31 protein-coding genes and 3 pseudogenes are annotated in these 25,107 nt (G+C 53.0%); 18 read left to right on the forward strand and 16 right to left on the reverse strand.

The genetic code is table 11. The features are described from left to right. Positions 1–13 precede the first annotated feature (13 nt). From U8U68_RS08535 to U8U68_RS08565, 7 genes are all read left to right on the forward strand, one after another. A complete protein-coding gene (locus tag U8U68_RS08535; RefSeq protein WP_044919934.1) occupies positions 14–271 on the forward strand; it encodes a DUF4315 family protein in 258 nt (85 codons plus the stop codon). Beyond that, entirely contained in the window at positions 268–936 is a 669-nt protein-coding gene (locus U8U68_RS08540; RefSeq protein ID WP_322200401.1) for a CD1107 family mobile element protein, read from the forward strand. Before U8U68_RS08535 ends, U8U68_RS08540 begins: the two co-directional genes overlap by 4 nt. Next, on the forward strand, positions 933–1,106 hold the full coding sequence (locus U8U68_RS08545) for a hypothetical protein (protein ID WP_169714846.1): 174 nt from the start codon (positions 933–935) through the stop codon (positions 1,104–1,106). Before U8U68_RS08540 ends, U8U68_RS08545 begins: the two co-directional genes overlap by 4 nt. Before the next feature lie 4 nt (positions 1,107–1,110). After that, the gene (locus tag U8U68_RS08550) at positions 1,111–1,461 is read left to right on the forward strand and encodes a cysteine-rich VLP domain-containing protein (RefSeq protein ID WP_160573355.1); all 351 of its coding nucleotides are present in this window, start codon (positions 1,111–1,113) and stop codon (positions 1,459–1,461) included. A gap of 133 nt (positions 1,462–1,594) precedes the next feature. After that, positions 1,595–2,191: a defense against restriction DarA-related protein gene (locus U8U68_RS08555; protein ID WP_322200402.1), complete on the forward strand. Its 597-nt coding sequence runs from the start codon at positions 1,595–1,597 to the stop codon at positions 2,189–2,191. A 1-nt stretch (position 2,192) separates the two neighbouring features. Next, positions 2,193–2,543 (forward strand): plasmid mobilization protein, encoded by a 351-nt coding sequence (locus tag U8U68_RS08560; protein WP_407922910.1) that lies wholly within the window; start codon positions 2,193–2,195, stop codon positions 2,541–2,543. A gap of 150 nt (positions 2,544–2,693) precedes the next feature. Then, a complete protein-coding gene (locus U8U68_RS08565) occupies positions 2,694–4,040 on the forward strand; it encodes a relaxase/mobilization nuclease domain-containing protein (protein WP_322200403.1) in 1,347 nt (448 codons plus the stop codon). A gap of 188 nt (positions 4,041–4,228) precedes the next feature. On the opposite strand, the gene U8U68_RS08570 is transcribed toward U8U68_RS08565, so the two are convergent. Next, positions 4,229–4,591 carry a helix-turn-helix domain-containing protein gene (locus U8U68_RS08570; RefSeq protein ID WP_442857895.1) on the reverse strand — a complete coding sequence of 121 codons (363 nt, stop codon included), beginning with the start codon at positions 4,589–4,591 and terminating at the stop codon, positions 4,229–4,231. Positions 4,592–4,791: 200 nt separating this feature from the next. Here U8U68_RS08570 and U8U68_RS08575 point away from each other — a divergent pair, with 200 nt between their 5' ends. The 5 genes from U8U68_RS08575 to U8U68_RS08595 all read left to right on the forward strand — a co-directional run bounded on the left by U8U68_RS08575 (position 4,792) and on the right by U8U68_RS08595 (position 9,672). Beyond that, complete coding sequence (locus tag U8U68_RS08575) at positions 4,792–5,427, forward strand: TetR/AcrR family transcriptional regulator (RefSeq protein ID WP_120427353.1); 636 nt, start codon at positions 4,792–4,794, stop codon at positions 5,425–5,427. Continuing rightward, positions 5,408–6,250, forward strand: a complete 843-nt coding sequence (locus tag U8U68_RS08580; RefSeq protein WP_243111235.1) for a M23 family metallopeptidase — start codon at positions 5,408–5,410, stop codon at positions 6,248–6,250. The genes U8U68_RS08575 and U8U68_RS08580 overlap by 20 nt, the downstream gene beginning before the upstream one ends. Positions 6,251–6,764: 514 nt before the next feature. After that, complete coding sequence (locus tag U8U68_RS08585) at positions 6,765–7,187, forward strand: sigma-70 family RNA polymerase sigma factor (protein ID WP_322200404.1); 423 nt, start codon at positions 6,765–6,767, stop codon at positions 7,185–7,187. A gap of 425 nt (positions 7,188–7,612) precedes the next feature. Continuing rightward, on the forward strand, positions 7,613–7,879 hold the full coding sequence (locus tag U8U68_RS08590) for a DUF6870 family protein (RefSeq protein ID WP_016316805.1): 267 nt from the start codon (positions 7,613–7,615) through the stop codon (positions 7,877–7,879). 116 nt (positions 7,880–7,995) lie between these two features. Continuing rightward, the gene (locus tag U8U68_RS08595; RefSeq protein ID WP_322200405.1) at positions 7,996–9,672 is read left to right on the forward strand and encodes a recombinase family protein; all 1,677 of its coding nucleotides are present in this window, start codon (positions 7,996–7,998) and stop codon (positions 9,670–9,672) included. A gap of 55 nt (positions 9,673–9,727) precedes the next feature. Here the strand turns inward: U8U68_RS08595 and U8U68_RS08600 are convergent. Then, positions 9,728–9,874: pseudogene (locus U8U68_RS08600) on the reverse strand (helix-turn-helix transcriptional regulator); the annotation flags it as partial. A gap of 120 nt (positions 9,875–9,994) precedes the next feature. Between U8U68_RS08600 and U8U68_RS08605 the strand changes: the two are divergent. The 4 genes from U8U68_RS08605 to U8U68_RS08620 all read left to right on the forward strand — a co-directional run bounded on the left by U8U68_RS08605 (position 9,995) and on the right by U8U68_RS08620 (position 12,042). Further along, positions 9,995–10,636 (forward strand): type 1 glutamine amidotransferase family protein, encoded by a 642-nt coding sequence (locus U8U68_RS08605; protein ID WP_322200406.1) that lies wholly within the window; start codon positions 9,995–9,997, stop codon positions 10,634–10,636. 474 nt (positions 10,637–11,110) lie between these two features. After that, the gene (locus U8U68_RS08610) at positions 11,111–11,536 is read left to right on the forward strand and encodes an RNA polymerase sigma factor (RefSeq protein WP_322200407.1); all 426 of its coding nucleotides are present in this window, start codon (positions 11,111–11,113) and stop codon (positions 11,534–11,536) included. A 4-nt stretch (positions 11,537–11,540) separates the two neighbouring features. Next, the gene (locus U8U68_RS08615) at positions 11,541–11,777 is read left to right on the forward strand and encodes a helix-turn-helix domain-containing protein (RefSeq protein ID WP_322200408.1); all 237 of its coding nucleotides are present in this window, start codon (positions 11,541–11,543) and stop codon (positions 11,775–11,777) included. A gap of 91 nt (positions 11,778–11,868) precedes the next feature. Next, positions 11,869–12,042: a hypothetical protein gene (locus U8U68_RS08620; RefSeq protein WP_322200409.1), complete on the forward strand. Its 174-nt coding sequence runs from the start codon at positions 11,869–11,871 to the stop codon at positions 12,040–12,042. Between the two features lie 346 nt (positions 12,043–12,388). Here the strand turns inward: U8U68_RS08620 and U8U68_RS08625 are convergent. The 4 genes and pseudogenes from U8U68_RS08625 to U8U68_RS08640 all read right to left on the reverse strand — a co-directional run bounded on the left by U8U68_RS08625 (position 12,389) and on the right by U8U68_RS08640 (position 15,139). After that, positions 12,389–13,109: pseudogene (locus U8U68_RS08625) on the reverse strand (IS5 family transposase). A gap of 84 nt (positions 13,110–13,193) precedes the next feature. Continuing rightward, positions 13,194–13,985 carry a Fic family protein gene (locus U8U68_RS08630; protein ID WP_322200410.1) on the reverse strand — a complete coding sequence of 264 codons (792 nt, stop codon included), beginning with the start codon at positions 13,983–13,985 and terminating at the stop codon, positions 13,194–13,196. 42 nt (positions 13,986–14,027) lie between these two features. Continuing rightward, positions 14,028–14,909, reverse strand: a complete 882-nt coding sequence (locus U8U68_RS08635; protein ID WP_322200411.1) for an Rpn family recombination-promoting nuclease/putative transposase — start codon at positions 14,907–14,909, stop codon at positions 14,028–14,030. Positions 14,910–14,971: 62 nt separating this feature from the next. Beyond that, positions 14,972–15,139: a hypothetical protein gene (locus U8U68_RS08640; protein WP_322169191.1), complete on the reverse strand. Its 168-nt coding sequence runs from the start codon at positions 15,137–15,139 to the stop codon at positions 14,972–14,974. A gap of 85 nt (positions 15,140–15,224) precedes the next feature. Between U8U68_RS08640 and U8U68_RS08645 the strand changes: the two genes are divergently transcribed. After that, the gene (locus U8U68_RS08645) at positions 15,225–15,752 is read left to right on the forward strand and encodes a nitroreductase family protein (RefSeq protein ID WP_322200412.1); all 528 of its coding nucleotides are present in this window, start codon (positions 15,225–15,227) and stop codon (positions 15,750–15,752) included. Between the two features lie 11 nt (positions 15,753–15,763). Here U8U68_RS08645 and U8U68_RS08650 read toward each other — a convergent pair. The 5 genes and pseudogenes from U8U68_RS08650 to U8U68_RS08670 all read right to left on the reverse strand — a co-directional run. Further along, positions 15,764–16,213 (reverse strand): annotated as a pseudogene (locus U8U68_RS08650) (CHAP domain-containing protein); the annotation flags it as partial. A gap of 476 nt (positions 16,214–16,689) precedes the next feature. Then, positions 16,690–17,742, reverse strand: a complete 1,053-nt coding sequence (locus tag U8U68_RS08655) for a hypothetical protein (protein WP_322200413.1) — start codon at positions 17,740–17,742, stop codon at positions 16,690–16,692. Positions 17,743–17,821: 79 nt separating this feature from the next. Further along, positions 17,822–18,478: a DUF3846 domain-containing protein gene (locus tag U8U68_RS08660; RefSeq protein WP_322200414.1), complete on the reverse strand. Its 657-nt coding sequence runs from the start codon at positions 18,476–18,478 to the stop codon at positions 17,822–17,824. An 11-nt stretch (positions 18,479–18,489) separates the two neighbouring features. Then, a complete protein-coding gene (locus U8U68_RS08665; RefSeq protein ID WP_322200415.1) occupies positions 18,490–19,182 on the reverse strand; it encodes a DUF3849 domain-containing protein in 693 nt (230 codons plus the stop codon). Between the two features lie 15 nt (positions 19,183–19,197). Further along, on the reverse strand, positions 19,198–19,755 hold the full coding sequence (locus U8U68_RS08670) for a DUF1281 family ferredoxin-like fold protein (protein ID WP_322200416.1): 558 nt from the start codon (positions 19,753–19,755) through the stop codon (positions 19,198–19,200). Between the two features lie 48 nt (positions 19,756–19,803). Here U8U68_RS08670 and U8U68_RS08675 point away from each other — a divergent pair, with 48 nt between their 5' ends. Next, positions 19,804–20,190 carry a hypothetical protein gene (locus U8U68_RS08675; protein ID WP_322200417.1) on the forward strand — a complete coding sequence of 129 codons (387 nt, stop codon included), beginning with the start codon at positions 19,804–19,806 and terminating at the stop codon, positions 20,188–20,190. Between the two features lie 29 nt (positions 20,191–20,219). Here the strand turns inward: U8U68_RS08675 and U8U68_RS08680 are convergent, their stop codons facing one another. The 5 genes from U8U68_RS08680 to U8U68_RS08700 are packed head-to-tail and all read right to left on the reverse strand — an operon-like array spanning position 20,220 to position 25,106. Then, positions 20,220–21,065: a hypothetical protein gene (locus tag U8U68_RS08680; RefSeq protein ID WP_322200418.1), complete on the reverse strand. Its 846-nt coding sequence runs from the start codon at positions 21,063–21,065 to the stop codon at positions 20,220–20,222. Then, positions 21,066–22,199, reverse strand: coding sequence for a hypothetical protein (locus U8U68_RS08685; RefSeq protein ID WP_322200419.1), 1,134 nt, complete (start codon positions 22,197–22,199; stop codon positions 21,066–21,068). Between the two features lie 14 nt (positions 22,200–22,213). Continuing rightward, a complete protein-coding gene (locus U8U68_RS08690) occupies positions 22,214–22,339 on the reverse strand; it encodes a hypothetical protein (protein WP_322200420.1) in 126 nt (41 codons plus the stop codon). Beyond that, positions 22,340–23,470: a hypothetical protein gene (locus U8U68_RS08695; protein WP_322200421.1), complete on the reverse strand. Its 1,131-nt coding sequence runs from the start codon at positions 23,468–23,470 to the stop codon at positions 22,340–22,342. A gap of 19 nt (positions 23,471–23,489) precedes the next feature. Beyond that, entirely contained in the window at positions 23,490–25,106 is a 1,617-nt protein-coding gene (locus U8U68_RS08700; protein WP_322200422.1) for a recombinase family protein, read from the reverse strand. Position 25,107 lies beyond the last annotated feature (1 nt).

Consider the following 25,107-nt stretch of genomic DNA (forward strand, 5'->3'; position numbering starts at 1 on the left):
AAGGAGGTTTTCAATGGCGATAAGCAAGAGCGCAAAAATCATGGCCGAGATGGAAAAGGTCAAGGCCAAAATCAGCGACCAGCAGGCCCGGCTGAAAGAGCTGGAACAGAAACACAAGGAGGCCGAGAACGAGGAAATCGTGGACATCGTGCGGGGCATGAGCATTTCCCTTGAGGAGCTCCCGCTGGTGCTCCAGCGCATCAAGGCCGGGGACGCTTTGGGACAAAATGTCCCGAAGTCCGCCGGGCCGGAAAAGGAGGACGCGGAATGAAACTGAAAAAATATCGTGTGTTGGCGGCGGCTCTGTGCGCCGCTTTTTTGCTGTGCGGCATCACCACAACGGCCTACGCCGGGGGCGGCGAGGAATGGGAGGACGGTACGGGCGGCCCGGAATGGGAGGGGCTTGACCCCGTGGAGCCCGCGCCGGAGCCGGAACCCGAGCCCAACCCCTTTACCCCGGACGGGCAGGGGACGATGGTGGATAACGCCACCGACCAGGACGGCAAGGAATTTTTCACTATCATGGCGGCGGACGAGTCCGTGTTCTATCTGGTGATTGACCGCCAGAGGGAGACGGAAAATGTGTACTTCTTGAACGCCGTCACCGTGGCCGATTTGATGGCCCTTGCGGAGCCCTCCCCGGAGCCCGTCCCCGAACCGCTCCCGGAGCCGGAACCCGAACCTGCTACCGAGCCGAAGCCCGAGCCCGAGCCGGAAAAATCCGGCGGGGCGGGGACGCTCCTGCTGGTGCTGGCGGTGCTGGCCCTCGGCGGCGGGGCCGGGTGGTACTTCAAGATTTACCGCCCGAAACAGCAGGCCGCCGCTCCCGGCGAGGATTTTGACGAGGCCGGGGAATACGGCGAGGACTATGGCGGCGGTGAGTATGACGACCTCCCCCCGTGGGATGAGGAAGAAGAAAAGGAGGACGGAGAATGAATTTCACATCGAACCCTTTGGAACGGGAAATGAAACGCCGCCCACGGCCCCGGGCTCCCCGCCCGGAACAGCCCCGGGAGGGCTCCCGGTGCTGTGGCTGTCCCTACTGGCGCGGCATCCCCTGCGGCTCCTGCTTTCAGAGCCTTTTGAAAAAGCCGGGCGGGAGGTGATATTTTGCGCGAGCTGACCCGTGAGGAAAAGGCCGCTATCCGCTCCCTTGTAGTGAAATGGTGCGCCAACTATGACCGGGAATATGGCTGTCTGCCCCTCGACTGTGAGTGCTATATGCTGGGGAAGTGCTGGACGGGGGCCTACTGCCGCTACTTCCGGGAGGCCGTCCTGCCGCTGAACCCGGTGCTGGAGGCCGCCCTCAATACCGAGGGGCCCGCCCCGGAAACCCGGCCCTGTCCTGTCTGCGGGCGGCCCTTTCTCCCGGACGGGCGGCGGCGCTACTGCTCCGTGGCCTGCTCCAAGGCCGCGAGGCAGAAGAAACAGCGGGGATATATGCGGAAATACCGGGGGTGATGTGTGAGCATTTAGGGGTATAAAAGCCCGCTGTTTTCAAGGCTTTCCGGGGCCGCTTTTGGGGCGGGGCGTACTTTTACACGTCCTGCCCCGATTTCCCCGGATGATGCTAACATTTCGAGAGGAGGTTCCTATGGACAAAAATCAAGGTTATACAATCTTAAAGGCCGTCATGCTGGAGAATGGCCGGGGCTTTGCGCTGGGGGAGCATCCCCGGGCCCCCTCCCCCTTTGTGACGTGGGCCTGCTATGATGACGAACACGGCGCAAGGCAGTATGAATGGGGGCATTATGGCAGTGACCGGGCCGCGCTGGAGCAGGACTTGCTGGAGCGTGTGGAAAACTACCAGCAGCAGTTCTCCGTCAAGGTGGCGCAGATTGAGGCCCCCGGCCTTTACAAGTATTATTCCACCCAGCGGCCCGTTGACATCGGTACGTTCCCCAAGCCTGCAGGCAACGCCCCGGACGAAATCGTAAACTACGACAAGCGCGTACCCGTGGAGGGCGGCGCGTTCCTTGCGTGGGGGCATCTGACCTACACAAAGCCTTTGACGGAAAAGCAGGCGGCGGACTATGAGCTCCGGCCCGCCCCGGAGGTGTCCGGCCTGCTGCGGGACGGCGGCAGGCCCCGCCCGATTGCCGAACAGATGAAAGAGGCGGCAAGGCTGGCCGGGGAACGGCAGGCCCCCTCTGCGCCTAAACGGAACGCGCCCGACCGGGGCGACAGATAGCGTGGCTGGCAAAAAGCGCCGCCGCCCCATCCATCTCCATGTGATGGTATCTGAGGAAGAGCAGGCACTTATCCAGGAACGCATGGCCCAGGCGGGCATCCGCAACATGGGGGCCTATATGCGCCGGATGGCCCTCTGCGGCTATGTGCTCCAGATTGACCTTGCCCCCGTCCGAGAGCTGGTGTCCCTCCAGCGGCGATGCTCAAACAATCTCAATCAAGTGGCCATCCATGCCAACACCTACGGGGGCATCTACCCCGAGGAAATATCGGCCCTCCAGCGGGACTACTCCGCTTTGTGGGGCCCTCTGTCTGATTTGCTGAAACAGCTTTCCGCGCTGGTGGAGCTGTGACCTGCTGGGGAGCGGTGCTGTGCCGCTCCCCGGCTTTTTTCGTACTTCGGGACATTTTGTCCCAAAGTCCCAACGAGAGGAGGTGCTACCACGGCCACGACCTACATCCGGCCCTACAAGAAGGCGGCGGGACTGAGCGCCGTCCAGACGATGGAGGAGCGTTTTGCCTACGGGCTCAACCCCCAAAAGCTGGGGGCCGTGTCCTCCCACCTTTGCGACCCGGCCACAGTCGCCGCCGAGTTTCTGCTGGTGAAAAGCGAATACCAGGCGGCCACGGCCCGGCCCGTGGAGCGCGGGGCGCTGTTCTTCCAGATACGGCAGGCGTTCCCGCCCGGCGAGGTGACGGCGGAGGAGGCAAACAAGCTGGGCTTTGAAACGGCGATGCGCTGGACGAAAGGCAAATACCAGTTTTTCGTCTGCACCCATACCGACAAGGGCCACATTCACAACCACATTTATTTCAATTCCACGGCCTTTGACTGCTCCCGGAAATTCCATAATTTCCTCGGCTCCAGCTTTGCCCTCCGGCGGCTGTCTGACCGGGTATGTCTGGAGCATGATTTGTCCGTGATACAAAATCCCAAACAGCACAGCAAGGGCCGTTTCCTCCACTATGGCCAGTGGGTAGGGGAAAAACCGCCCTCCGCGCAGCAGCGGGTGCGGCTGGCAATCATCGCGGCCCTTGAGAAAAAGCCCGCCGACTTTGCCGCGTTCCTGCGGCTGATGGAGGAGTCTGGCTTTGCTGTCAAGCGCGGGCGGGGCGGCGTGGTGTCGTTCCTCGCGCCGGGGCAGGATAAATACACCCGGCTCCGGGCATCCACCCTCGGCGCGGGCTTTGACCCCGAGGACATCCGGGCGGTGATTGCCGGGGAGCGGCCCCTCCCGGAGCTCCCCAAGGACGCGCCGCCCCCGATCCGGCAGGTGGGCCTTATCATTGACATCCAACAGCGCATGGCCGAGGGCAAGGGCCCGGCTTATGAACGGTGGGCGAAAGTCTACAACCTAAAACAGATGGCCGCCGCCCTCCAGTTTTTGCAGGAGAATAATCTGACCGACTATGACGCGCTGGCGGCCAAGACCACGGCGGCGGTTGACCGGGCCCACGCGCTGGCCGGGGAGCTCCAGACCACCGAGGCCGCCCTCTCCAAAGTCTCCGGGCTGATGGGGGCCGTGGTGGACTATGCAAAGGCCCGGCCCGTATTTGACGGCTACAAGGCGGCCCGGTACTCGAAAAAGTATCTGGCCGAACACGAGGCGGAGCTTGCCACCTACCGGGCGGCCCGGGCCGCTATGAATGAATTGTTAGGCGGTGAAAAGCTCCCCAAAATGGACGCGCTGAAAAAACAGCGGCGGGAGCTGGCGGATAAGAAAAAGGCCCTCTATGCCGAGTATCGGCAGGCCCAGCGGGATATGCGGGAGGCCGTGGCGGTCAAGGCCAACATCGACCATCTGCTCGGCCTTACGGACGGGCGCACTGATAAGGAACAGACGCGATAGCGGCGGTGACGCAGCCAACCTCTTTGGGACATTTTGTCCCAAAGAGCCGGGTTTGGGGAGGCTCCCCAACAAGCATTTTTGCGGGCCCCCGGCCCAGCAAAAATTTCGGAGTGTGGCCACACCCGAATTGCTTGCCGTTTGTGCGCTCCCCTATACATGGCGCGAAAAAACGGAGGTCGCGCTTTTCCTTACGCTCCCTCCGTTTCTCTGGCTTTTCTGATACCCTCTGCGGCTCCCTCTATGATGATAAGCTCCTTTTCGTCCATTCCGTTCAGCATCCGGTCAATGTGTTTCCGGCGCTCACTCTCGCCGCCCAGCTTGTCCGGGTAGAAAAATTCATCCACGGAAATATCAAAAAGGGTAACGAGCTTGTAAAAGGCGTTGAGGCTGGTGTGCTGGCCCCGATTTTCAATATACATGATGGAGCGCGGGGTGAGGTCTACAAGCTGGGCCAAGTGCTCCTGCGTCCAGCCTTTAGCTTTTCGTCTGCGCTTGATTTCTTGGCCCAGGGCATGACAGTCCAGGCGCTTTTCGTATTGGTACATTTTCACATCACCCCTATATTATTTTACATTTCGGGGCGGAATATGAGAACGAAATAAAATTTTATATTTTAGTAGTATTTGTTTTCACTTTTTCTGCGTGAAATTTTTACATTTCATAGAGTGATTTGCTATTGACCTATTAGGTAAAAAGAGGTATAATGATGTTGACCTAATAGGTTAATCTTTTGCAAACGGAGGAACACACAATGTCTATTAAACTATTGGAGTTAGATCCACAAAGGCGGGATGCTATTCTAAATTCGGCATTAAAAGAATTTTCTATGCAAGGGTATGATAATGCATCGACCAATATCATCGCTAAAAATGCCGGGATTTCTAAGGCCCTAATGTTTCACTATGTAAGTAACAAACAAGAACTATTTCTTGTCGTATATGATTACTTTTCCGAACTTATCAGAAAAGAGTATTTTGAATTGATGAATTACGAAGAACGCGACATTTTCACTAGACTGCGTCAATCGTACTTTTTGCAGATTAAAATGTCTGAAAAATATCCTTGGATTTTGGACTTTAATAAGCTATCACGCCCCACAAATTCCGCTGAGGTAAACGAAGAACTTGAAAGTCGAGCACATAAAGAAAAATCGAGTTGCTACCCAAAATTGTTCGATAACATAGATGAAACCAAGTTTAGAAAAGGGTTGAACATAGAAAAATGCAAGCAGCTTATCTTTTGGTCTAATGTTGGATTTGCTGACCAGCTATTAGAAAAAATTCGAGAGCAGAAAAGCGCTGTTTTGGATAGTGCTACCATTATTTCTGAACTTGATGATTATTTTGTTGAACTACGGAAAGTTTTTTATGAAATCAGCGATAAATAAGGCTAGGGAATATCCCATAAAGTTAAAAAGAAAACAGCACATCAGTGTTGCAGTGATAATTTGGATTGTCTTTTTTTCGATTGTATTTGACGTAGGCGAAAAGCATTATAATGGAGGAGATGAAATGGAAACAGCACAGGAACCAATCGTTGTAGCATTTCCTTTAAGGGGTGAATGGCTTGCACCAAACACTCCTGGCACAAAAATTCCCAGTCACGGCACAAACCAATTAGGAACAAGATATGCTTTTGACTTTGTGCAAGTAGATTGGAATAGAACAGGTTGGCCAGCATATCGCACAAGTTTTTTGCGATACCTTTTTTCGGGTATTCCATTAAATCAATATTATTGTTGGGGACAAGAGGTATATTCACCTTGCGATGGAGTTGTTGTCCAAGCTCAAGATGGATATGCGGAAAATTCTAAAACAAATTTATTTTCAGATACGGTTAATGCGTACAAAAACGCACATTATTTTAATCCCGAAAGAGATGATATACAATCTGTTGCCGGAAACTACATTATCATAGACTGTGGCAACAATGTATATGCCGCTCTCGTTCATCTTCAAACAGGTTCTATTCAAGTTTCTGTTGGTCAAAGTGTAAAGACGGGGGATGTAATAGGTCGGGTCGGTCATTCAGGTAACTCGTATGCACCGCATTTGCATTTTCAGCTTATGGACAGTAGCGACATAACGATTGCTAATGGATTACCTTGTGCCTTTGAGGAATATGAAGTTTATCAAAACAACGAGTGGAATGTCATACAAAACGGTATTCCTACAAGCACAGATAGGATACGCTTTGAAAAAACAGACTGAGAAATAGGAAATTAGGACTGCATAGCATAAAACATCCGCCCAACGGGAAATAAAAAAAACCGTTGTTGCGGCGGCTGATTATCTGCGCGCCAAAACAAAATACAGTAGCCTAACGGCGGTTTTGAAATAACAAATTTCAAGCCGCCGTTTTCTTTTGAAAAAATAGAATACGGAGGGTGTATTAAGGTCGCCCATTTTTAAGGACACGGCGGTATCCGGGAGGTATCGTTATGTCCTTTTTGATTTCTGCTACGCGTAACTTGTCAAAAAAAGTATAGCCCCACCACCGGGTTACTCCGGCCAACAACACGAAATTTGCAAGTACATAAAGAACTGCGTCATTTCATGCGCCCGCACAGTACAACGCTGTGCGGGCGTTGTCGTTTCTTGTCGGCTCCACTTTGGGACAAACAGTCCCAAGGTGCGGGGCGGCTCCCCCGGGTGCCGCTCCCCGCCGCCCTCCATATCGTTTCCCGGCAACCCAACCACAAAAAACGATATGGAGGTACATATAATGACTATCATCAACTTGCGCGACTTTTACTACTGGTACACCCAGGACGAATATATTGAGGTTACTGACGATGTGGCCGAGGCGCTCCAGGCCAGCGTCCGCTACGAGGCGGCCTATACCGAGCGTGTCCGCTACAACAAGGCATACTATTCCTTGGATGCGGATGACGGCATCGAGTATTCCGCCTGCCTGCACGAGCTCACCCCGGACGAGGTGCTGGAGCTCAAGGAGCGGTTCTGCCGTCTGTGGAACGCGCTGAACAGCCTGCCGGAAACCCAAGGCCGGAGGGTGGATGCTCACTTTATCCTCGGCATGACCTACCGGGAGATTGCCAAAGCCGAGGGCGTGGATAAGAGCGCGGTGCGGCGCTCCGTTCTCAGCGGCATCGCACAGATGAAAAAATATTTGAGAAAAAATCCGTGATTGCCGTCTCCATTTGCTCCATTTTTCTGGTGGTATATGAGAGGAAGTTTTTTCTTCTCCACAACTGAATAGCGGGCGGCCCCGGGTGAACGCGGGGAGCCGGGCGGCGGGTGCGCTGGGACTTCTCCCACGGGAGGACGAGCGACCAACACCACCGCCGCGTGTGGGGAATTTGCCAGCCCCACGGCCACGATCCGCGAGGGACAAGCTGGCCGCTTGCCGCTTGAGGCCGCCGCACAAAACAAGGAAATGCCGGGCCGCTACCTGCTGTCTTTTGACGGGCCAAACATACGGGCCCGGCGTTTCCATTTCAAACAAGTTCGAGACAAATTGTCCCAAGGTGAGGACAGGCCAAAGGGCAGCACTTTCGCGGTGCTGTCCTTTCGCGTTTCCCCACCAACCCAAAACGCAAAGGAGGTTTTACCGTGAAACTGACCGCACAAGAGCTGGAACAAATGAAAAGCGTGGACATCGGCGCGGTGAGCGCGGATGCGCTGGCTGACGTGAGCGGTATGGCCTTTGACCGCACCCTCCCCCGGGAGGAGCGGCTGGCCCGGTTTGTGAGACGGGCCGTCAATCCGTACTGCTTTAGCGTGGGCGGCGTGGGCGTGAAAATTGAGTTTGCCGAGGGCGGCCCCTCCCTCCAGGATACGCTGACCGCCTTTCTTATCCGGCAAAAGAGCGGGCTGTGACTGCTGTTGCGGCCCGTTCCTACTTCGAGACAAAATGTCCCGAGGCATCGGCATCCTTGCTGATACCCCGGAACAGAGTTATAATATAAGTGTAATGTGATAGGGAAGGAGGAACAATGGCACGAGCTAAAAACAGAGGAAATCAGCAGACATATACCCCTACATATACAATCCGGCGCTGGCGTTTGGGCGAGTACATCCGCCTTTCCAAAGAGGATTTGAAAAAGGGCAAGGACGACAGCAACAGCGTGAAAAACCAGCGTGACCTGCTGGGGGACTTCTACCAGCGGCACATGGACGAATTTGAAAGCGCGGTTGAATATGTGGACGATGGGCACACCGGAACGGATGCCAACCGCGAAAACTTCCAGCGGCTTTTGGCCGATGTGATGAGCGGGAAAATCAACTGCGTGATTGTGAAAGACCTTTCCCGGTTCGCCCGGAATTACAGTGACGCGGGGAGTCTGATTGATAACTTGTTTGTGCAGATGGGCGTCCGCTTTATCTCCCTTGCGGAGAACGTGGACAGCTACCTAAACCCCGACAGCGTTTCAAACATTATCGTTCCGATAACTAACGTGATGAACGATAACTATTGCTACCAGACCTCAAAGAAAATCCGGCAGGTTTTTGATTACAAGCGGCGCAACGGCCAGTACATCGGCTCTTTCGCTCCCTATGGCTACATCAAAGACCCAAAGGACAAGCACCAGCTTATTGTGGATGCGGATGCGGCTGAAATCGTCAAGCGCGTTTATTCCATGCTCCTGCAAGGCTCGTCTAAAAGGGCCATCGCGCTGTATCTGAACGAACACGGCACACCCAGCCCCACGGCCTACCGCCGGAAAAAGGGCCTGCCCGTTTCCTCGGCTGTGGCGGACGACCCCATGTGGGGAGCCCGCATGATACATGAAATCCTCACTAACCCCATCTATACCGGGGATTTGGTACAGGGCCGCCGCCGGGTGAAAAGCTACAAGGTACACCAGATTGAGGCTGTGCCGGAGGAAGAATGGGTGCGCGTCCCCGATACTCACGAGGCCATCATCACCCACGAAACCTTTGACAAGGTGCAGGCCCTGCTGGTACGCGATACCCGGACATCCCCCAAAGGGCGGGAGGTTCACTTGTTCAGCGGTTTTCTGAAATGTGCGGACTGCGGGAAATCCATCACCCGCAGCCAGAGCGGGAAAAATATCTATTACGCCTGCTCCACTTACAAGAACCGCTCCCGGACGGCCTGCTCCATGCACTCTATCAAGCACAACCGTCTGGAGGCCGCCGTTCTGTTCGCTATCCAGTATCAAGTGAACACCGCCGTTTCCTACTCGGAATTGATAGCCCGTATCAACTCGGCCCCGCTGAAAAAAAGTCAATCCCACCGCCTTAACGACCAGATAGCCGCAAAGGAAAAGGAATTGACCCGGATAACCCGCTACAAGCAGTCACTGTATCAAGATTGGAAAGACGGGGAGATCACCCAGCAGGAATACCGGGATATGAAAGCCGATTATGAACGGCAGGCCGCCGAGCTTGCGGATGTGCTGGCCCGGCTGAACGCGGAACGTGCGGAGCTGGCAAACGGCGTTGACAAGGAACACCCCGCGCTGGTAGCCTTTGCAAAGTATCAAAGCATCGAAACGCTGACCCGTGAAATCCTCACGGACTTGGTAGACCATATCAAGGTTTACGAAAACGGCAATATCAGCGTTCATTTCAAGTTCGCGGACGAGTTCCGCAAGATTGCCGAGTACATTGAAATCAACACCACCGATACCGCCGAGGCGGGCTGACCCCCGCCAAAAGCAAAAAACCTTTTGACAGTGTGTTTTCCTAATAGGAGTTAATCATAGGAATACCAGCTAAATTGATTGCGTCTATATCCCGGTAGATTGTACGAGGCGAGACCTCAAACATATCTGCTAACTCCTGTGCGCCCATACGCTTTTTATCAAGCAGTATCATAATAATGCTGACAAGCCTATTAATTTTCATCTGGTGACCGCCTCTCAAAAAGCCTCTATTTCATTATAGATTGTTGCCATACTGATGTCAACGATTAGATGGTAAGATAACGGTGTAAGTAAAATAAGGCCAATGAAAATGGAGGGTATTATGTTCACAGTCTACATTTACGTCCTTGACACCTTGGCAGATTGGGAGTTGGGCTATGTTACGGCGGAATTAAACTCCGGGCGGTTCTTCAAAAAGGGCGCGCCCGAAGTATTAGTCGAAACAGTCGCACTCTCAAAGGAGCCAGTCAAAACTATGGGTGGGCTGACGATTGTTCCTGATTGCTCCATCAGCGATATTGAGATGGGCGAAAAAAATGTACTGCTGTTGCCTGGGGCGAACACATGGGACGACCCGAAGCATAGAGCCATTATTAAAAAAGCCAGTGAGTTTCTTTCTGCGGGGGCTATGGTGTGTGCTATCTGTGGGGCTACCGCTGCACTGGCAAACGCTGGCCTGTTGGATCAGCGCCCGCACACAAGTAATGGAGCCGGATACCTTGAAATGGTTTCTCCCGGCTATAAGGGACAGAAGTTCTTTGTTGACGCACCATCTGTGGCAGATCGTAATCTGATTACCGCAAGTTCCACTGGGGGTTTACTGTGGGCAAAGCAGATTATTGAACGGTTAGATGTTTTTCAGCGCAACACATTGGAAGCGTGGTATGCGTATTTCAGCACTGGTGAGGCGCAACATTTCTTTACCCTTATGCAAACTTTGGCGTATACACTAATATTGTTTTAACCTGCCAGCAGTGGCAGCAAAGAAAAAAACCGCTGCTGGCAGAAAATTTTTCATGCCTTTTTGTACGGTGGTTTTCAAAAAATGAAAGCCGCCGTTCTTTTCATCTCCATAGAGAGCGACGCGGTAACGCTGACAGATACGGCGGCTGACAGGAGGCAGCCGCTATGAAGTACACAGTCATTCGACACAATCTGACAGCCCTTGATTTGTCAAAAAAAGCCCGGCCCCCGCCTGGGGGAACTACGGCCACGAAGTTATACTATACAATGCAGATATAGTAAATTATACAGTGCAAACCGCCCGGTGGGTCTGTGACCTGCCGGGCGGTTTTTGTCGTTCCCTGCGGCCTGGAAAATTTTCTTCACTTTTTTCTCTGCAGAAAGCGGTTTTGCGCGCAAAACTTGTGCCGCTGAACGCTCTGTTAGCGGAAAGGGAAAGTACACCACCATCCCCCAAACGAAAGGGGGTGAGAAGATGGAAACGAACCCCCGCGACTATGGCGAGCGGTGCAGGTTTGACGCCTTTTGCAAGACCGTGTTGAAGCATGAGGCAATCGACTACATCCGGGAAACGAAGCGGCGGGCCAGCCGGGAAACGTCCTTGGAGCGGCTGCCCCAAATGGCGATGGACAAGCTGTGTTCGGCGGACGACTATCCTAGCGACAGCTATGTGTTCTCGTACTGCGGCTACGACCTGCCGATCAGAAGCCAACAGGTGGCCGACGCCTTTGCCGGTCTGCCGGAGCAGGAGCAAAGCATTTTGATTTTGCGCCTGGTGCTGGATTTGACGGACAGTGAGATCGGCAAGGCCTTGGGCCTGTCCCGGAGTGCCGTCCAGCGACGCAGAACAAAATCGCTGAATGTCCTGCGGACAAAGCTGACAGCGAGGAAAGGAGGTTAGCACCATGAAGCGCCGGAACTATAAGGGCCGTGAACTGCTGCCGTTTGCGGTGAGCGATGCGGCCCAGGCTGGGGATGCTGATGCCATGGAGCAGGTCTTGCGGTACTACGAGGGCTACATAAACAAGCTCTGCACCCGGACGATCTACGACGAAAGCGGTTGTCCCCATGCCTGCCTGGACGAGTACATGAAAAGTCGCCTTGAAAACAAACTGATCCGCGCCATTCTCGGCGTGAATTGATAACCGGCCCCGGCTGGGAGGAACAGCTTACCCTTTCCCTGTTCCTCCCGCCTGCGGGCCTTGTCCTGCGTCTTGGAAAGGGGAAATGCCTTTGACGAAAGAACAACCTGAAATCAGAACTAAAACCTGTCAAATCGAATTGCCGCAGGCTATTATAGAAACCTTTGCCCGCTTTCTTGTCCCGGAGATACGGAAATACTATGACAGCGAACAGGGCCAGCGGGAGTTTGCGGAATGGCAGGAAGCACAGGGCAAAACAGAATAAACCGATAAAACAGCGGAGGCCAAGGCTTTTACACCTTGACCTCTGCTGTTCGTTTTGACATCAGAGCCACACCATCACGGCGAAACCGCCTTTGAAATAATAGGTGTTCGTCCAATGTCCATCTGGCCCTACCGTGCTTAAAAGATGCCATCGACCCTTGGAGGGCCAAAAACCCTAGTATTTATGCGGTTTTCCGGGCTTTTCAAAAGCCGTCATTATAACTCTGCCTTAAAAGATGCCATAATTTCTTACTCTGTTTGTAATGCGTTTCGAGCCCTTCAAAAATCCAATTCCATCTTATCTTCAGTATCTCCTAGGCCTTGTTTGAAAAATAGCAAAGGCTGAGCTAAATCAACAAAATCGCAATAGAGGCAATGTAAACGAAAGCGAGAAAAGACGCATCCAATTTATCATATCTGGTGGCGATCCTGCGAAACCATTTGAGCTTTTGGAAGAAACATTCAACCAAATGCCGTTCTTTGTATAACCACCAATCTACCGGCCAAGGATCAGAAACATTGCTCTGCGGCGGGATCACATAGCTGGCTCCCTGTTCTGAGATATAAGCCCGGATCGTCTTTGCCCCATAAGCACGGTCTGCTAATACTTTGCTGCCACTGATTTTTACCCTTTCCAGCAGTTCAACAGCGTGGAGCGAATCATGGTCATTCCCCGCAGACAGCATGAATTCAACCGGATTTCCCAGTCCGTCCACAATAGCATGCAGCTTTGTGTTCAACCCGCCTCTGGTTCGTCCAACAGCCTTATCTGTTGTTTTTTTCCCCCCCATTGGCGCTTTCGTGGACCTTGATGCAGGTAGAATCCAAGCTCAGGTTTTCCATATCCGCATCTGCGGACAATGCGCGAAATATGGCTTCCAATGTACCATCGTCCCGCCATTTAGCAAATCGGGCATACACAGACTGCCAGGAGCCATACGCCTCCGGCATTTCCCGCCACTGTGCTCCGCTGCGGACGATCCAAAGCATCCCATTGAGCATGTTTCGGTCATCTTTCCGAGGCCGGCCTCGCTTCCCCGTCCTTTCTGACGGTAACAGCTCTTTTATGCGCTCCCATTATCCTTTTGTCAATTCATACCGTTTCATATCTCTATTTTCGCACTAACCCGCAATTTGTGCAATATTTATTTTTCAAACAAGGCCTAAACCCTGCTCACAGGCAATATTCAAATATTCATCCAGCCTCTGGCTTTCCAACTCGGCTACCATCTCCGCAAAAGGCCGCAGATCCTGGTTCACGACATAAACATCCAATGCCTCAAAATATTCAAGGCGCTTTTCTTTTACAATCGAAACTGGCAGGAACCCCGCCTGCATCAACTGATAATTCATGATCATCCGCGATGTTCTGCCGTTGCCATCGGTGAAGGGGTGGATACGCACAAACTCGGCGTGTGTCCAAGCTGCCATTTCAATAGCGTTTAGGTCTCGGGGATTGTGCAGCACAGAGCAGAATTCTTTGATCTGCCAGTACATCTCGCTGGGAGGAGGCGGCTTGTGATTGGCTCCTGTGATACGCACCTCAACATTTCGGTATATCCCACCGATCTGGATGTTCTCCATAATCCGCGCATGAATGTCTTTGATGATCTGCTCGTCCAGCGGCCTTCCCTTTGCTATGCAGCCTTTCACATAGTTAAACGCCCTGGCGTGGTTTGCAACTTCATATATCTCCCGGAGGGTTTTGCCGCCCACAGACAGCCCATCCTCCAGAATAGCTTTTGTTTGGACAAGCGTCAGCGTGTTCCCCTCGATGGCGGTGGAATTGTGGGCATATTCGATCTCAAATGCTTTGTCAAACTTGGATATGACCTGGTCAGGAATGCCGGGCAGAGTTTTCTGGAGCTGCCAGCGCTTTTCACATAGCATTTGATAATCTACAGGACTGCCTTCCTCCCTTGTACAAAGCGTTGTATAATCCATGGCACTCACTCCACCTAACTTCATCCCGCGCAGAAAGCCAACTCAGCCTTCTTCCGCTATTTTTTTGACTTCGTCCAAATCCAGGCCACAAATATCGGCAATTTCCTCCAGAGTCTTATGCCGCTCCAGCAGCCGCTTAATCAGGCCAGCCATGGCACTATGCTCACCTTCAGCGCGACCTTCGGCCCTACCCTCAGCTCGGCCTTCAGCCCTACCTTCAGCGCGACCCTTTTCCTCACCCTCTCTCAGGGCAATAAAACGTACATCCTCCAGTTTCGCTGCCAGCGTCATAAACCTCTCCACCTTCCTGTCGTCGGATTTGATGTCCTCCACCGCCCGGTCGATCCGGGTCAAATATTCGTTGCCGGAAACGTCAAAGGACAGCTTGTTCTTCTTCGCGTTGATGTACCGCAGAAACTCCAAAGCAGACTCACTAAGGTTCGGCTCTGTGAACTGCGCGTTCAAAATATACGCATGGGAGCCGTCATCATATACGATGTCCTCCGCGCCCTCAATTACAGATTTACGCTTATAAAGTGCCAGTCCCCTACCATAATAATCATCCGTACAGACGAAAATCACATAGCTGGACTTCAGGTCCCGGTAGCGCTCAGATACCTCCAGGGTTCGCCGGTCCAGGGAACTCTGGTAATACCTGATCCGACGCTCCAGGTCATAAGCGCTGCCGGTCTGCATCTCCACGGCGTACTGCGTCCTTTCGCTGTCCTCCAGGGAAATATCCAGCCGGACGCCATGCAGTTCAAACCCGTCCTTAATATCCTGCTGTTTCTCGATATAGGTGATCTCCGCAATTTTCTTCTCCAAAACCGCCTCCAGCAGCGGCTTGACGTTCTCAGGCTGGCGCATCACTTCGCCGAAGATGAAATCATTGGCCAGCGAAAGCTCCGCCGCAGCTTTGTTCATGGCGTCCACCTTCTTTCTGTTATCATTATACCCGAATCCGATCTAAAAAGCAACTGTTTTGCCTACTCACTGCCCCCCTCCGGCGCGGCGATGTCATCTTTTTCCACCTCCGCCTGTACCAGCCGGGTGACAAAATCCTTCTGCTTGAGCTGATGGCGCTTGAGATAGGCTTTCAGCCGCTGATAGGTTTCCTCGGGCATCTGAATGGCCATTGTTCTTGTGTTTTCCATAGTGATTTTCTCCTTGTTTATCTATTTTTTGTTTGCGCCATCCTTATTGAATGTGCTATACTTAGCTCAGCAAGGAGGCGTATCTATGAATATTATCAACGCGATTTCCACCCGGCGCAGTGTACGCCAGTTCACATCCCAGCCAATTTCTGATGAGGACCTGCATACCATTCCCCCAGCCGGTATGTCCGGCCCAAGTGCGGTAAACGCCAGGCCGTGGAGCTTCTTGATAGTCCGCGACAGGGATACTCTCTGCAAAATGGCGGACGGCAACGGCAATGCCGCCCAGCCCTTGAAGGGCGCTGCCCTTGGAATTCTTGTGCTGGGCGACATGACCCGCACTTTTGAGCGCGCCCCAGATTATTGGGTCATTGACGGCTCCATCGCTGCGCAGAACATGATCCTCGCCGCCCATGGCCTGGGCATAGGCTCAGTATGGCTGGGCACCTGGCCCCAGGAGGAAAAAATTGCCGCCCAGCGCCAGCTTTTTGATTTGCCGGAGAGCGCCGTGCCCCACTCCATTATTGCTTTCGGCTACCCGGAGGAATCCCAGAAAAATCTCCCAGCCCGCGGAGGTTATGAGGAAGAGCGGGTCCATTATGACAAGTGGTAGCCGAAAGCATTTTAGAACAGATTCGGCGTCCCATACCCCAAAATCTGGTAATTGCCGATGGGGTAGCTGTTCCGCTCACAAGCATTCCCTGAGTTGCCCTCGATGGTGTAGACCCTGCCGCCCTCCACCTTTTCCACAATACCAACATGGTCAGAGCTGCCATCCTGTACGCCGTTTTCGTCCGGCCAGTCGAAGAAGATAATCATTCCGGATTCGGGCGTTGACCTGCCGTCCAGCCACTGGCCTTTATTCTTGAACCAGGCCACGCCAGTATCGCAGCCTGCAAATTTGGGTATAATTCCCTTGTCGATGTAACCGCACTCGTTGGCGCACCAACTGACAAAACAGGCGCACCACTCCACCCGGCCTTGGAAGCCGTACCAGCTCCAGTATGGCTCGCCGCCTACATTGCCAAGCTGGGCTTTGGCAACCTCCACCAGTTGGTGATTGGCATAGTTCATGATTGCCGAGAAGTCCTCCGGGTCAAGGTCAGTACCGAACACAGCGTTGACCTCGGCAATAAGCTGCTGGTCCGTTTGACCGTCCGCAAAGCATCCTGCCAGTTTTGCAACAAACCCAGGCTCCTTTGCCTGTTCCGAAAGCGCCAGTATGTACAGCACCTCGGCGGCTTTGATCTGCTCGGGCGTTCTGCTGGTCATGGCGGAGTGGAGGGCATTGACGGTATCCTCCACGAATTGCAGTTCTCCGATCTGCTCTGGGGTGAGGTTGTCAATCACATCATTGACCAGCCCCGGCGCTGAGAAGTCGATATCGTCCCGGCTGAAAAATGCCGCCACCGCTGTGCCGGGGAGGATGAAGAACACGCAAAAGGCCAGAATCAGGCAGACGATTTTGTCCCAATTCCGCTTGTCCAGCAGGAGTGAAACGGCTATCTTTTTCAGTGCCGCGCCAATTGTTGCACCGATAATAATCCCCCCTACATATTCATGGCCATGCCGCCGTACTCCTGATCTTCTTCCTCATCGGGGTCCGGGAAACCGGGCGGCTCGTCCTGGCCGTAATCGAAGTTGGGAGCGACCTCCACCGCCGCTCCCAGGAGGCCCTCCACATAGGAGTGGTCAGGCTCCGATCCCTTAGTTTCCTCGGCGTATTCCGGTTCCCCGGTGGAAAAATCCTGGTCGTTTTTTTCCTCTTGTTCTTCGTCGAAACGGGCCGCGGAATCGCCCACAGTGGGGCTTTCTTCTGGCTCGTCGCCGTACTCGACCTCGGGGCTGTCCTCGTCAACAGGGGCCTCACAGGGGCCGGGAAATTCCTCGTCCTGTTCTTCTTCGGTGGTCTCCTGTTCGCCCTCAGAATCGGCCACAGCGGGGCTTTCTTCCGGTTCGTCATCGTACTCGTACTCCGGGGAATCCTCTGTCACAGGGGCCTCTCCAACCTCTGAAAGCACTTCGTCCTGCTCGTCTTCCTGGGTTTCTTCCTGCTGCTTTCTCAGCAGTTCTTCGTCCCTTTCCAGTTCTTCCTCAATCAGCCCGATGACGAACGCCTTTTGAGTCATCTGATTGCGTTCCAGGTACCGCTTGACCCGCTGAAACAGGCTTTCCGGCACCTGGAACGCCAGCGTTCTTAAGTTCCCCATATCTTTTACCTCCACTTCAAGGATATTTGGGTGCAGCTCATCTTGCGCGGCCAGGGCAATGAACTCGTCCATAGCCATGCCGTGTTCCTCCAGATATGCGTCAATCTCCGTTTTGAGTTTTGCGCCAATGCCTGGAATTTGCGGATGCAGTTCATTCTGCGCGGCCTGGGCGAAAAACTCATCCATTGTCACATTATGTTCCTCCAGATACATGCTGATTTCAGTCTGGAGTGTAGGGTCCATTTCCATGGACGGAGGCTGCAGCAGTTCCTGCGCTGCAAGGGTGATGAAGTCCGCCATTTTCATGTCGTGCTCTTGCAGATACGCGGTGATTTCGGCATGAAGTTCCCGGTCAACGTGAACGCTTATGCCTTTGGTGTTTGGATGGGGCATATTTGTCCTCCATTTCTCAAAATATTATGAAAGACGGCACTCCGAAAAGCGCCGTCTTGTCACCATAGTGATATGTAAATTAGAAAAAGTGCATGGTGAATCCCATATCCTCTTGCACTTCCCGCTGGCTGATTTGCTCCGGCTGGGCAAAGCGCTCCATGTACCGCTGGGTTTCCTCATCTGTCAGGGAGCGGAAGTCCTCGCCATCCTCTCCCATAATAAAGAACGGCCCTGCTATGATGGAATCACCAACACGCCGGTTTCCCTCCATGCCCATCAGCTTGGCTTCCTCGTTGCCTACCAGGATCGTGCCATCCCCCAAATAAACGGGCTCGATATGTCCCATTACAGCCCTTTGTAAGGACTTCAGGTCATCGCCAACCTCACTGACAAAGGGCGGACGGTTGGGTTCCACGTAGACGATTTTCAGCAGTCCATCCGGCTTATGGGACTTGTTTTCATCGAAGCCGATATCCTTAAAGCCGATTGTGTCGCAGAAATATGCGCCGTCCTCTGTGAGCACCACATCGGAGACGGAGAGGGAATGCCCGCGGTGCAGAGGGTGTCCCCTGGTGTTGAGCATGGTGAACACATCCTCCAGGTTTTTGCAGTCTACGTCTCCGCTGAACACCTCGTCGTAGCTGGCGGGGTCTATATCCTCGACCCGGTTAAGCCCCATGAACTTAGTTCTGTCAGGATCGCGCTCGGAATTGATTTGATAGATTTTGATATGCATGGTGTCCTCCTTTATGTCATTTCCTGCTCATTGGTCTGCTCTTGTTTTTCCGGCAGCTTTTCTCTGGCCCAGTCGGGCATATACTCGTCCTTCAGCACACCCAGGAAATCTTGACGCTCATAGTTAGTTTCTTCTCCATCTTTAAGAAACTGCCCATAGACCGCACGGCCGCGGGCAATGGGCGAACAGCCGAACTCGCCATCCGCTAGGAATAACTGGTAATCAGGCGTTTTATATGAATCCTTGAGTACGGTGGGGTTCAGCACCAGTACCTTACCCTGGAAGTCCTCGTCCGCGCCGGTGCAATGGCCCTTGTCGAACAGCCCCAGCGCCTGCCAGTCCCGGCGGACATCATTCACAAATAAGTTGAGAAGCCCCGGATGACTGTCCACCACAAACTGATACTGCGTGGTGTCCTGCGGGATATGGAAACCCTTGGCCCACTCCTTGTTGTAATGGAAAATGCGGCCATCCTGCTCTTTTTCGTGGATGGTATTGGCCAACACCCAGTTTACACGGTCGATGCCGTATTCGCCAAGGACGGCCTTTTCGCAGTTGTCTGTCAGCCGGGAGCCATCATAGTTTTCATTGATGGCGCGCTCGATGGCGCGGGCGCAGTCGCAGTTGGCTTGGTAGCTTTCTCGCCACAAACCGCGCTCATTATACTTGATCGCGTATTCCAGCGAGTATGGATATATGTACATTTTCTGACCTCCTGATTACATTGTCTGTTCCTGTTCCGGGGGAAGTCCATTGTGCTCAAACTGGTACCAAACTTCCACCGAAAAATCCATTCTTTCATCGTACCCATCTACCTGCTCGCACTCGGTCTGTACCCCTGCCTTATATTTAGCCGTGCCACAGTTTACAACCATCTGTTCCTCCGCCCACTGGTGGGTGAATTCGATGTCAGGGTACATTTCCGATAGCTTATGTATGACCGGGGCAGGCTCCTGCCAGGCCGTCCGAAAGGCCAGTTTATCACATTGACTGTAGTCTCTGCCTTCCTCATAACCGCCAGCGTCCCACTTGGTGTTCCAGTGTTTCCTGCACCAATCGTACCAGTTGGGAGCACCATACTTCTGAATGTTGTGGATGACTTGCGGGTCAGTTTTGCTCCTGCCGCACTCGATGTCCAGCTCCGGGGGCATAGGAATGATCTTGTTAAAGGAAATGCTGCCGGGGCCGAACTCATCGTTCTGGATCGCCGACAGCATCTCTTTGATTCTTTCTTTGTCACCATCGAAAGTGACAATATTTGCAACGTAATTTGGCATATTGTAACTCCCCCCTTTTTGTTGACTGTAATGGTGCATTGTGTTATTATGAGTAAGCAAGATTCTTTCAATCACCTCAACCGTTGGAGCAAGCGCATGAAATATTTTATAACCGAAGAAGAACGGAAAACGTCCGGCAGCACCTGCTATTTTGAATTTATGAAAGGCCGCTATCATGACAAATGCTGGCTCCCCGATTCCATAAGTATCAGCGATGAATTATGGGATGAAGTCGGTTTATCAAAACTCATTTCTGGCGTAATTGGATGCTTTGACTATTATGGGGTAACAGTCATTAATAAGCACCAATGGGGTGAAATTGTGAAGAACAGTAAAGGCTCTGACCCGATTATCGAAGATGTTATTGAAGAGCTGATCCCATGGTTAAAGGATTGTTTTAAGGAGTATGAAGTTTTTACAATCCTGGGGATTTAGTATCTGTATGGGCGGCGCTGACTGAGCGCTTACATCCCCCCAAACTGCTGGCCGGAATGCCCCAGGTACTCATCCATTTCCTCGCTGTCCTTGATAAAATAGCCGGTGCCGCTGTCCCAAAATGAAACGTAAAGGTTGCCCCGGTCGGTAGGAATCTCCTGCTGCTCATACCCTTCCCCTAGGCCGTCACTGTTCTGGCCGCGAATCCATTCCCGCAGCTCGTTTTCTTCTTCCTCTGTCATAGGCTCGGTCAGGCGGATATCGACTCTGCCGTATAGTTCATTGTCCAGGACTTCAAAGCCCCAATCAGCCAGGAGCAGCTTGTCCGCGCCAGCGTCAGTGTAGTACACGGACATATTGTTAATATCCCGGCGTGTATATTTGGCGAATGACTCCTGAATCGTATCTTCCATACCCAGCAGGAACCGCTTTCCGGCAGGCAGTTCTTCGCCATATTCGTCATCCCAAAGTTTGCCGGCAAGGGGGAAGTAATAGGTCTTGCTGACGGTCCCGGCATCGTAAGTCATCTGGTGAATATCGGCGCGCAGTTCCTTGGCGGTACGGTACTGGTCGTGAATGATATTCTGCTCCAAATCCTCTTTGATGAGATCGCTTGCCTGGGTAACGATGTGCGCCATGTCGTTGGCGTCCATCAAGGTGCAGCCATCCGGGAGCAAGCGTCTCAAGTGTTCGCCCATCTCGTTGTCTGGAATAAGCTCTCCCCGGATTCTCTCACCGTTGCCGTCCATAGAGATGTGCTCCGGCCACAACCGTGTGCCTGACGAGGCCACCGCCTCGCTCAGCCGCGAATAGTCCTGGGGCAGCGTGATGGTGACGCTTTCGCCGGTGTCTTTCGTGAGTTTAGCTTTGAACATCTACATTCCTCCTAATTCGATTTCATTACGTTTTTCATGGAGTATCTTCACCACATCGCAGCCTTCCTCCATGCAGACAAAACTGCCGGTCATGAACTCGCCCTCGCGCTCCTGTATGAAATATTCGCCCAGTTTGTGATAGTCCAGGAAGTCCCGAAGGTATTCTCCGGCCTCATAGCCATGCTCATGCTGGGTGACGTATTCACCCACACCGGCAGGCGTCTGTGCACCCTTTATGAAGATAAAGTCATTCAGGTGGTCTGCCAGCTTTTTTATGTCCTCACCGGTAACCACTTCCGCATAATCCGTAACACACAGCAGCTTGTGGAGGTCTATGTTTTCTCGGGCGAGAACCTCGGCCAGGTAATTGGCCTCATACAGACCCGCTATTTCTAAGTTGGTTTCCAGCCTGTCCCACCAGCATTCATCCGGGCAGTTGAAGATTTCCATCTCCATAGTGCAGTCGCTGAGACATGGCGCGTCCAAACGCTTTAGGGCTTTCTCGATGGAGATACTTTCCTCCGGTAGGTACAGGTATTCGGTCCTTTCCTTAAAGTGCATATGTACGATTGCGACCACGTCGCCCTTATAGAGATAGGGCGGGAATGTTGTGCCATCGTAGACCTGCTGAAAGGGCACTTCCTTATTCTCAAACAGCAGGCCGTATTCCGTAGGAATGCCCCTACCGGAAGAGAGCAGATCGCGGCCTACTTGGGCGAAGTCGATTGTTTCCAGCTCAGTTTTGGAAAGGCTGCCCCGAATATTCAGAAGGTGGTACTGGCCTATCCCGGCCAGGTCGGAAACATCCCGGATAACCGTGTAGTGGTTGATATTAAACGACAGGTTGATAAGCTGCTCAGGCTCAGGACATTTCTCAAGACTCACCGCTGCCATAAACTGGTCGTACTCGCTCTCATCAAAGCGATCGATGCTTTTCGCCAGGAAGTTCAGCTCATCGGCACTGACGATCAGACCGTTCAGTATATTTAGACCCGATGGCCAGATAACGCTGGAAATCGGAATTTCACTGCCGCCTATGTACTGCAGTTTGTCCTCCAGCACGCTGTCCTTCATGGGAAACTCCCACTCGATAGGGCTTTCATCGGTGTGGATCTGTACTCGGATCGTTCCCATCTTCCACCTCCATTTTATTCGATATTTTCTATCCTGGTTTTACCGTATTTAAATGTAATCACTATTTCATCCGCTTGTCCTCCTTGCATGCGGTACAACTGTGTTGGATGTCCTTGCGGCCAGCCGGAGGCTCCGTCCATCTACATCCCTCCAAACTCAATCCCCTCTGGCGCATCCCACATGATCTGCTCCAAATCGCAATTATCCTTCATGCAGATAAAGCAACTGCCCATAAATTTTCCATCGCGCTCATCCACAATATATTTGCCCAGCTTATTGAAGTCCACGAAGTCTTCTATATATTCTCCAATCTGATAGCCGGGCTCATGCTGCGTGATGTATTCTCCCACGTCCGCGCAGGTTTCCGCTCCGTCCATGATAATGAAATCATGAAAATGGTCCGCCAGTTTTCTGATCTCATCCGCCTCAAGTGTTTCCGCATAGTCCGCAATATACAATAAGCTATGGGCGTCCAGGTCTTTTCTGCTAAGAACCCCGGCAAGAGTATTGGCGTCTTCCAGACCCGCCTGATCAAAGACCTGCTGCAATATATCCAGCCAGATTTCGTCTTCATATGATAGGAGTTCAATCTCCATCGTACAGTCACTCCGGCATGGCGCCTCCAGCCTTTTCAAGGCTTTGTTGATAGAGATATCTTCCTCCGGCAGATACAGATATTCGGTCTTTTCCATATAGTGCATATGTACGACCGCGATTGCGTCCTCCCTATCCATGAGGGGGAAAACTGTGCCATCGTAGACCTGCTGAAAGGGTACTTCTTCATTCTCAAACAGCAGGCCGTATTCCGTAGGAATACCCCTGCCGGAGGAGAGCAGATCGCGCCCTACTTGAGTGAAGTCGATGGTTTCCAGCTCGGCCTTTGAAAGGGAGCCCTGGATGTTTAAGAGATGGCGCTTGCCGGTCCCGGTCCAATCGGAAACATCCCGGATAACCGTATAGCGGCTGACATTGAATGATAGGTTGATAAGCCGCTCCAGGTCTGGACTTTTCTCAAGACTCGCCGCTGCCATAAACTGGCTATACTCGCTGTCATTGAGGCGCTCCAGGCTCTTGGCGAGGAAGTTCAGCTCATCCATGCTGACAGCCAGTTCCCTTAACATGCCCAAGCCCTTGGGCCAGATGATGCCGGAGCTTGGTACCTTATTTCCGCTGCCAATGGACTTTAGTTTGTCTGCCAGCTCGCTGTCTTTCATAGGGAAATCCCAGGCAGCGCTGCCCTCATTGTCGCTGATTTGTATTTTTATACTCACCACTTTCACCTCCATTTTATTACATATTTTCCGTTCTCGTCTTACCATCCTTAAATGTGATTTCTATTTCCTCTGCCGACTTCACATGGATGGTCGAGACCAGCCTGCGGGTCAGGATGTCATCGTATTCCATACCGCTTTCGGCAAACTGCCCGAGCAGTTCGTCAATTTCAGCCATGCGGGAGTCCGTGATGGCCCGGTTCTTTTGCTGGCTCTCTATGCCTGCCAGCCGCTGATTTAACTGTTCCAGCTCGTTCACAATATTGGTGAGGAGCAGTTCATATTTTGTAATGTCGTTTTCTTCCATGCACCGGGCTACTAAGTCCTGTTTTTGCCGGGTCAGCTCCGTAATCCTAGCCCGGATATCTGCCTCGCCGCCGGGTATCTGGGGGGCCAGCGCCCGGTCCAGGTTTGCTTTGAGCAGTTCCATGTCAGCGCCCACATTTATGTACTGATTCATGATGCCGTTGACAATGGCGGTGTGGAGGGCTCCTTCTTCCAGCGTAGGGGACTCATTGCAAAACTGAGTACCGTAGTCCAGCCGTGTCCCGCACCGCCAGACAATTTTCTTCTTGCCCTTTTTTGCCCAGGTGGTTCGCCGGTAGGGGGAGCCGCATTTTCCACAGACCAGCAGCTCGCTGAGAGCGTATTTGCCCCGGTGCCTGCCCTCCAGCGGGTTCTTGGCTTTCTCCGTGGAAGCCCGCTTTGCCCTGCGCCGGGCGATTTCTTCCTGTACCTGCTGCCAGAGCTCCGGCTCGACGATGACCGGCAGGCAGTTGCTGACATAGTACTTGGCGCGTTCTCCGTTATTGACTTTGCTCCGTTCTGCGAACAGGCTGGGGCTAAATGTCTTTTGCAGGAGCGCGTCGCCCCGATATTTTTCATTTTGCAGAAGGGCCAGGATCACCGTTGTGCTCCAAGTATCGCGGCCAAATGCTGTCTTGATGTGCATCCTTTCCAGCTTTTTCTTGATATCTCCGGGCGTCATGCCATCCAGATAATCCTTGTAGATCATCCGCACAACCCCAGCCTGTTCCTCGTCAATGACAGGCTCTCCATCTCCGCCTTTTTTGAACCCGAACATAGCCGGACTTACGCTGACCTTGCCCTGGGCGTAGGCCATGGCGTTGCCCCGGATGATGTTCTCCCGGATGGACTCGGACTCTGACTGGGAGAAGGCGCTGAAGAAGGCCAGCATCAACTCCGAGGTCATCTGGCTGGTATCCAGATTCTCCTTTTCAAATATTACGGTAACGCCCCTTTCCCGCAGGTTCCGCACCGTGCGCATGATGTCCACTGTGTTCCGGCCAAATCGGGACACCGACTTTACCAGAATCAGGTCAATGCGCCCCTCCCGGCAGTGCCGGAGCATCCGCTTGAACTCGTCCCGCTTTTTCATAGACACGCCTGAGATGCCCTCGTCTGCGAAGATATCAGCCATTTTCCAGTTGGGATTGCTGGCGATTTTCTCGGTGTAATAGGTCTTCTGCACCTCAAAGCTGTTGAGCTGCTCGTCCTTGTCGGTGGAAACCCGGCAGTAAGCGGCCACCCGCAGTTTCTTCTTGGCAGGCTGGCCGGGGGCGGGGCCTTGGGTCTTGGCGGGTATCACGGTGACGTTTTTTGCGTGAGCGTTCATG

This window comes from Acutalibacter intestini (assembly GCF_034334985.1).
Taxonomy (GTDB): domain Bacteria; phylum Bacillota; class Clostridia; order Oscillospirales; family Acutalibacteraceae; genus Acutalibacter; species Acutalibacter intestini.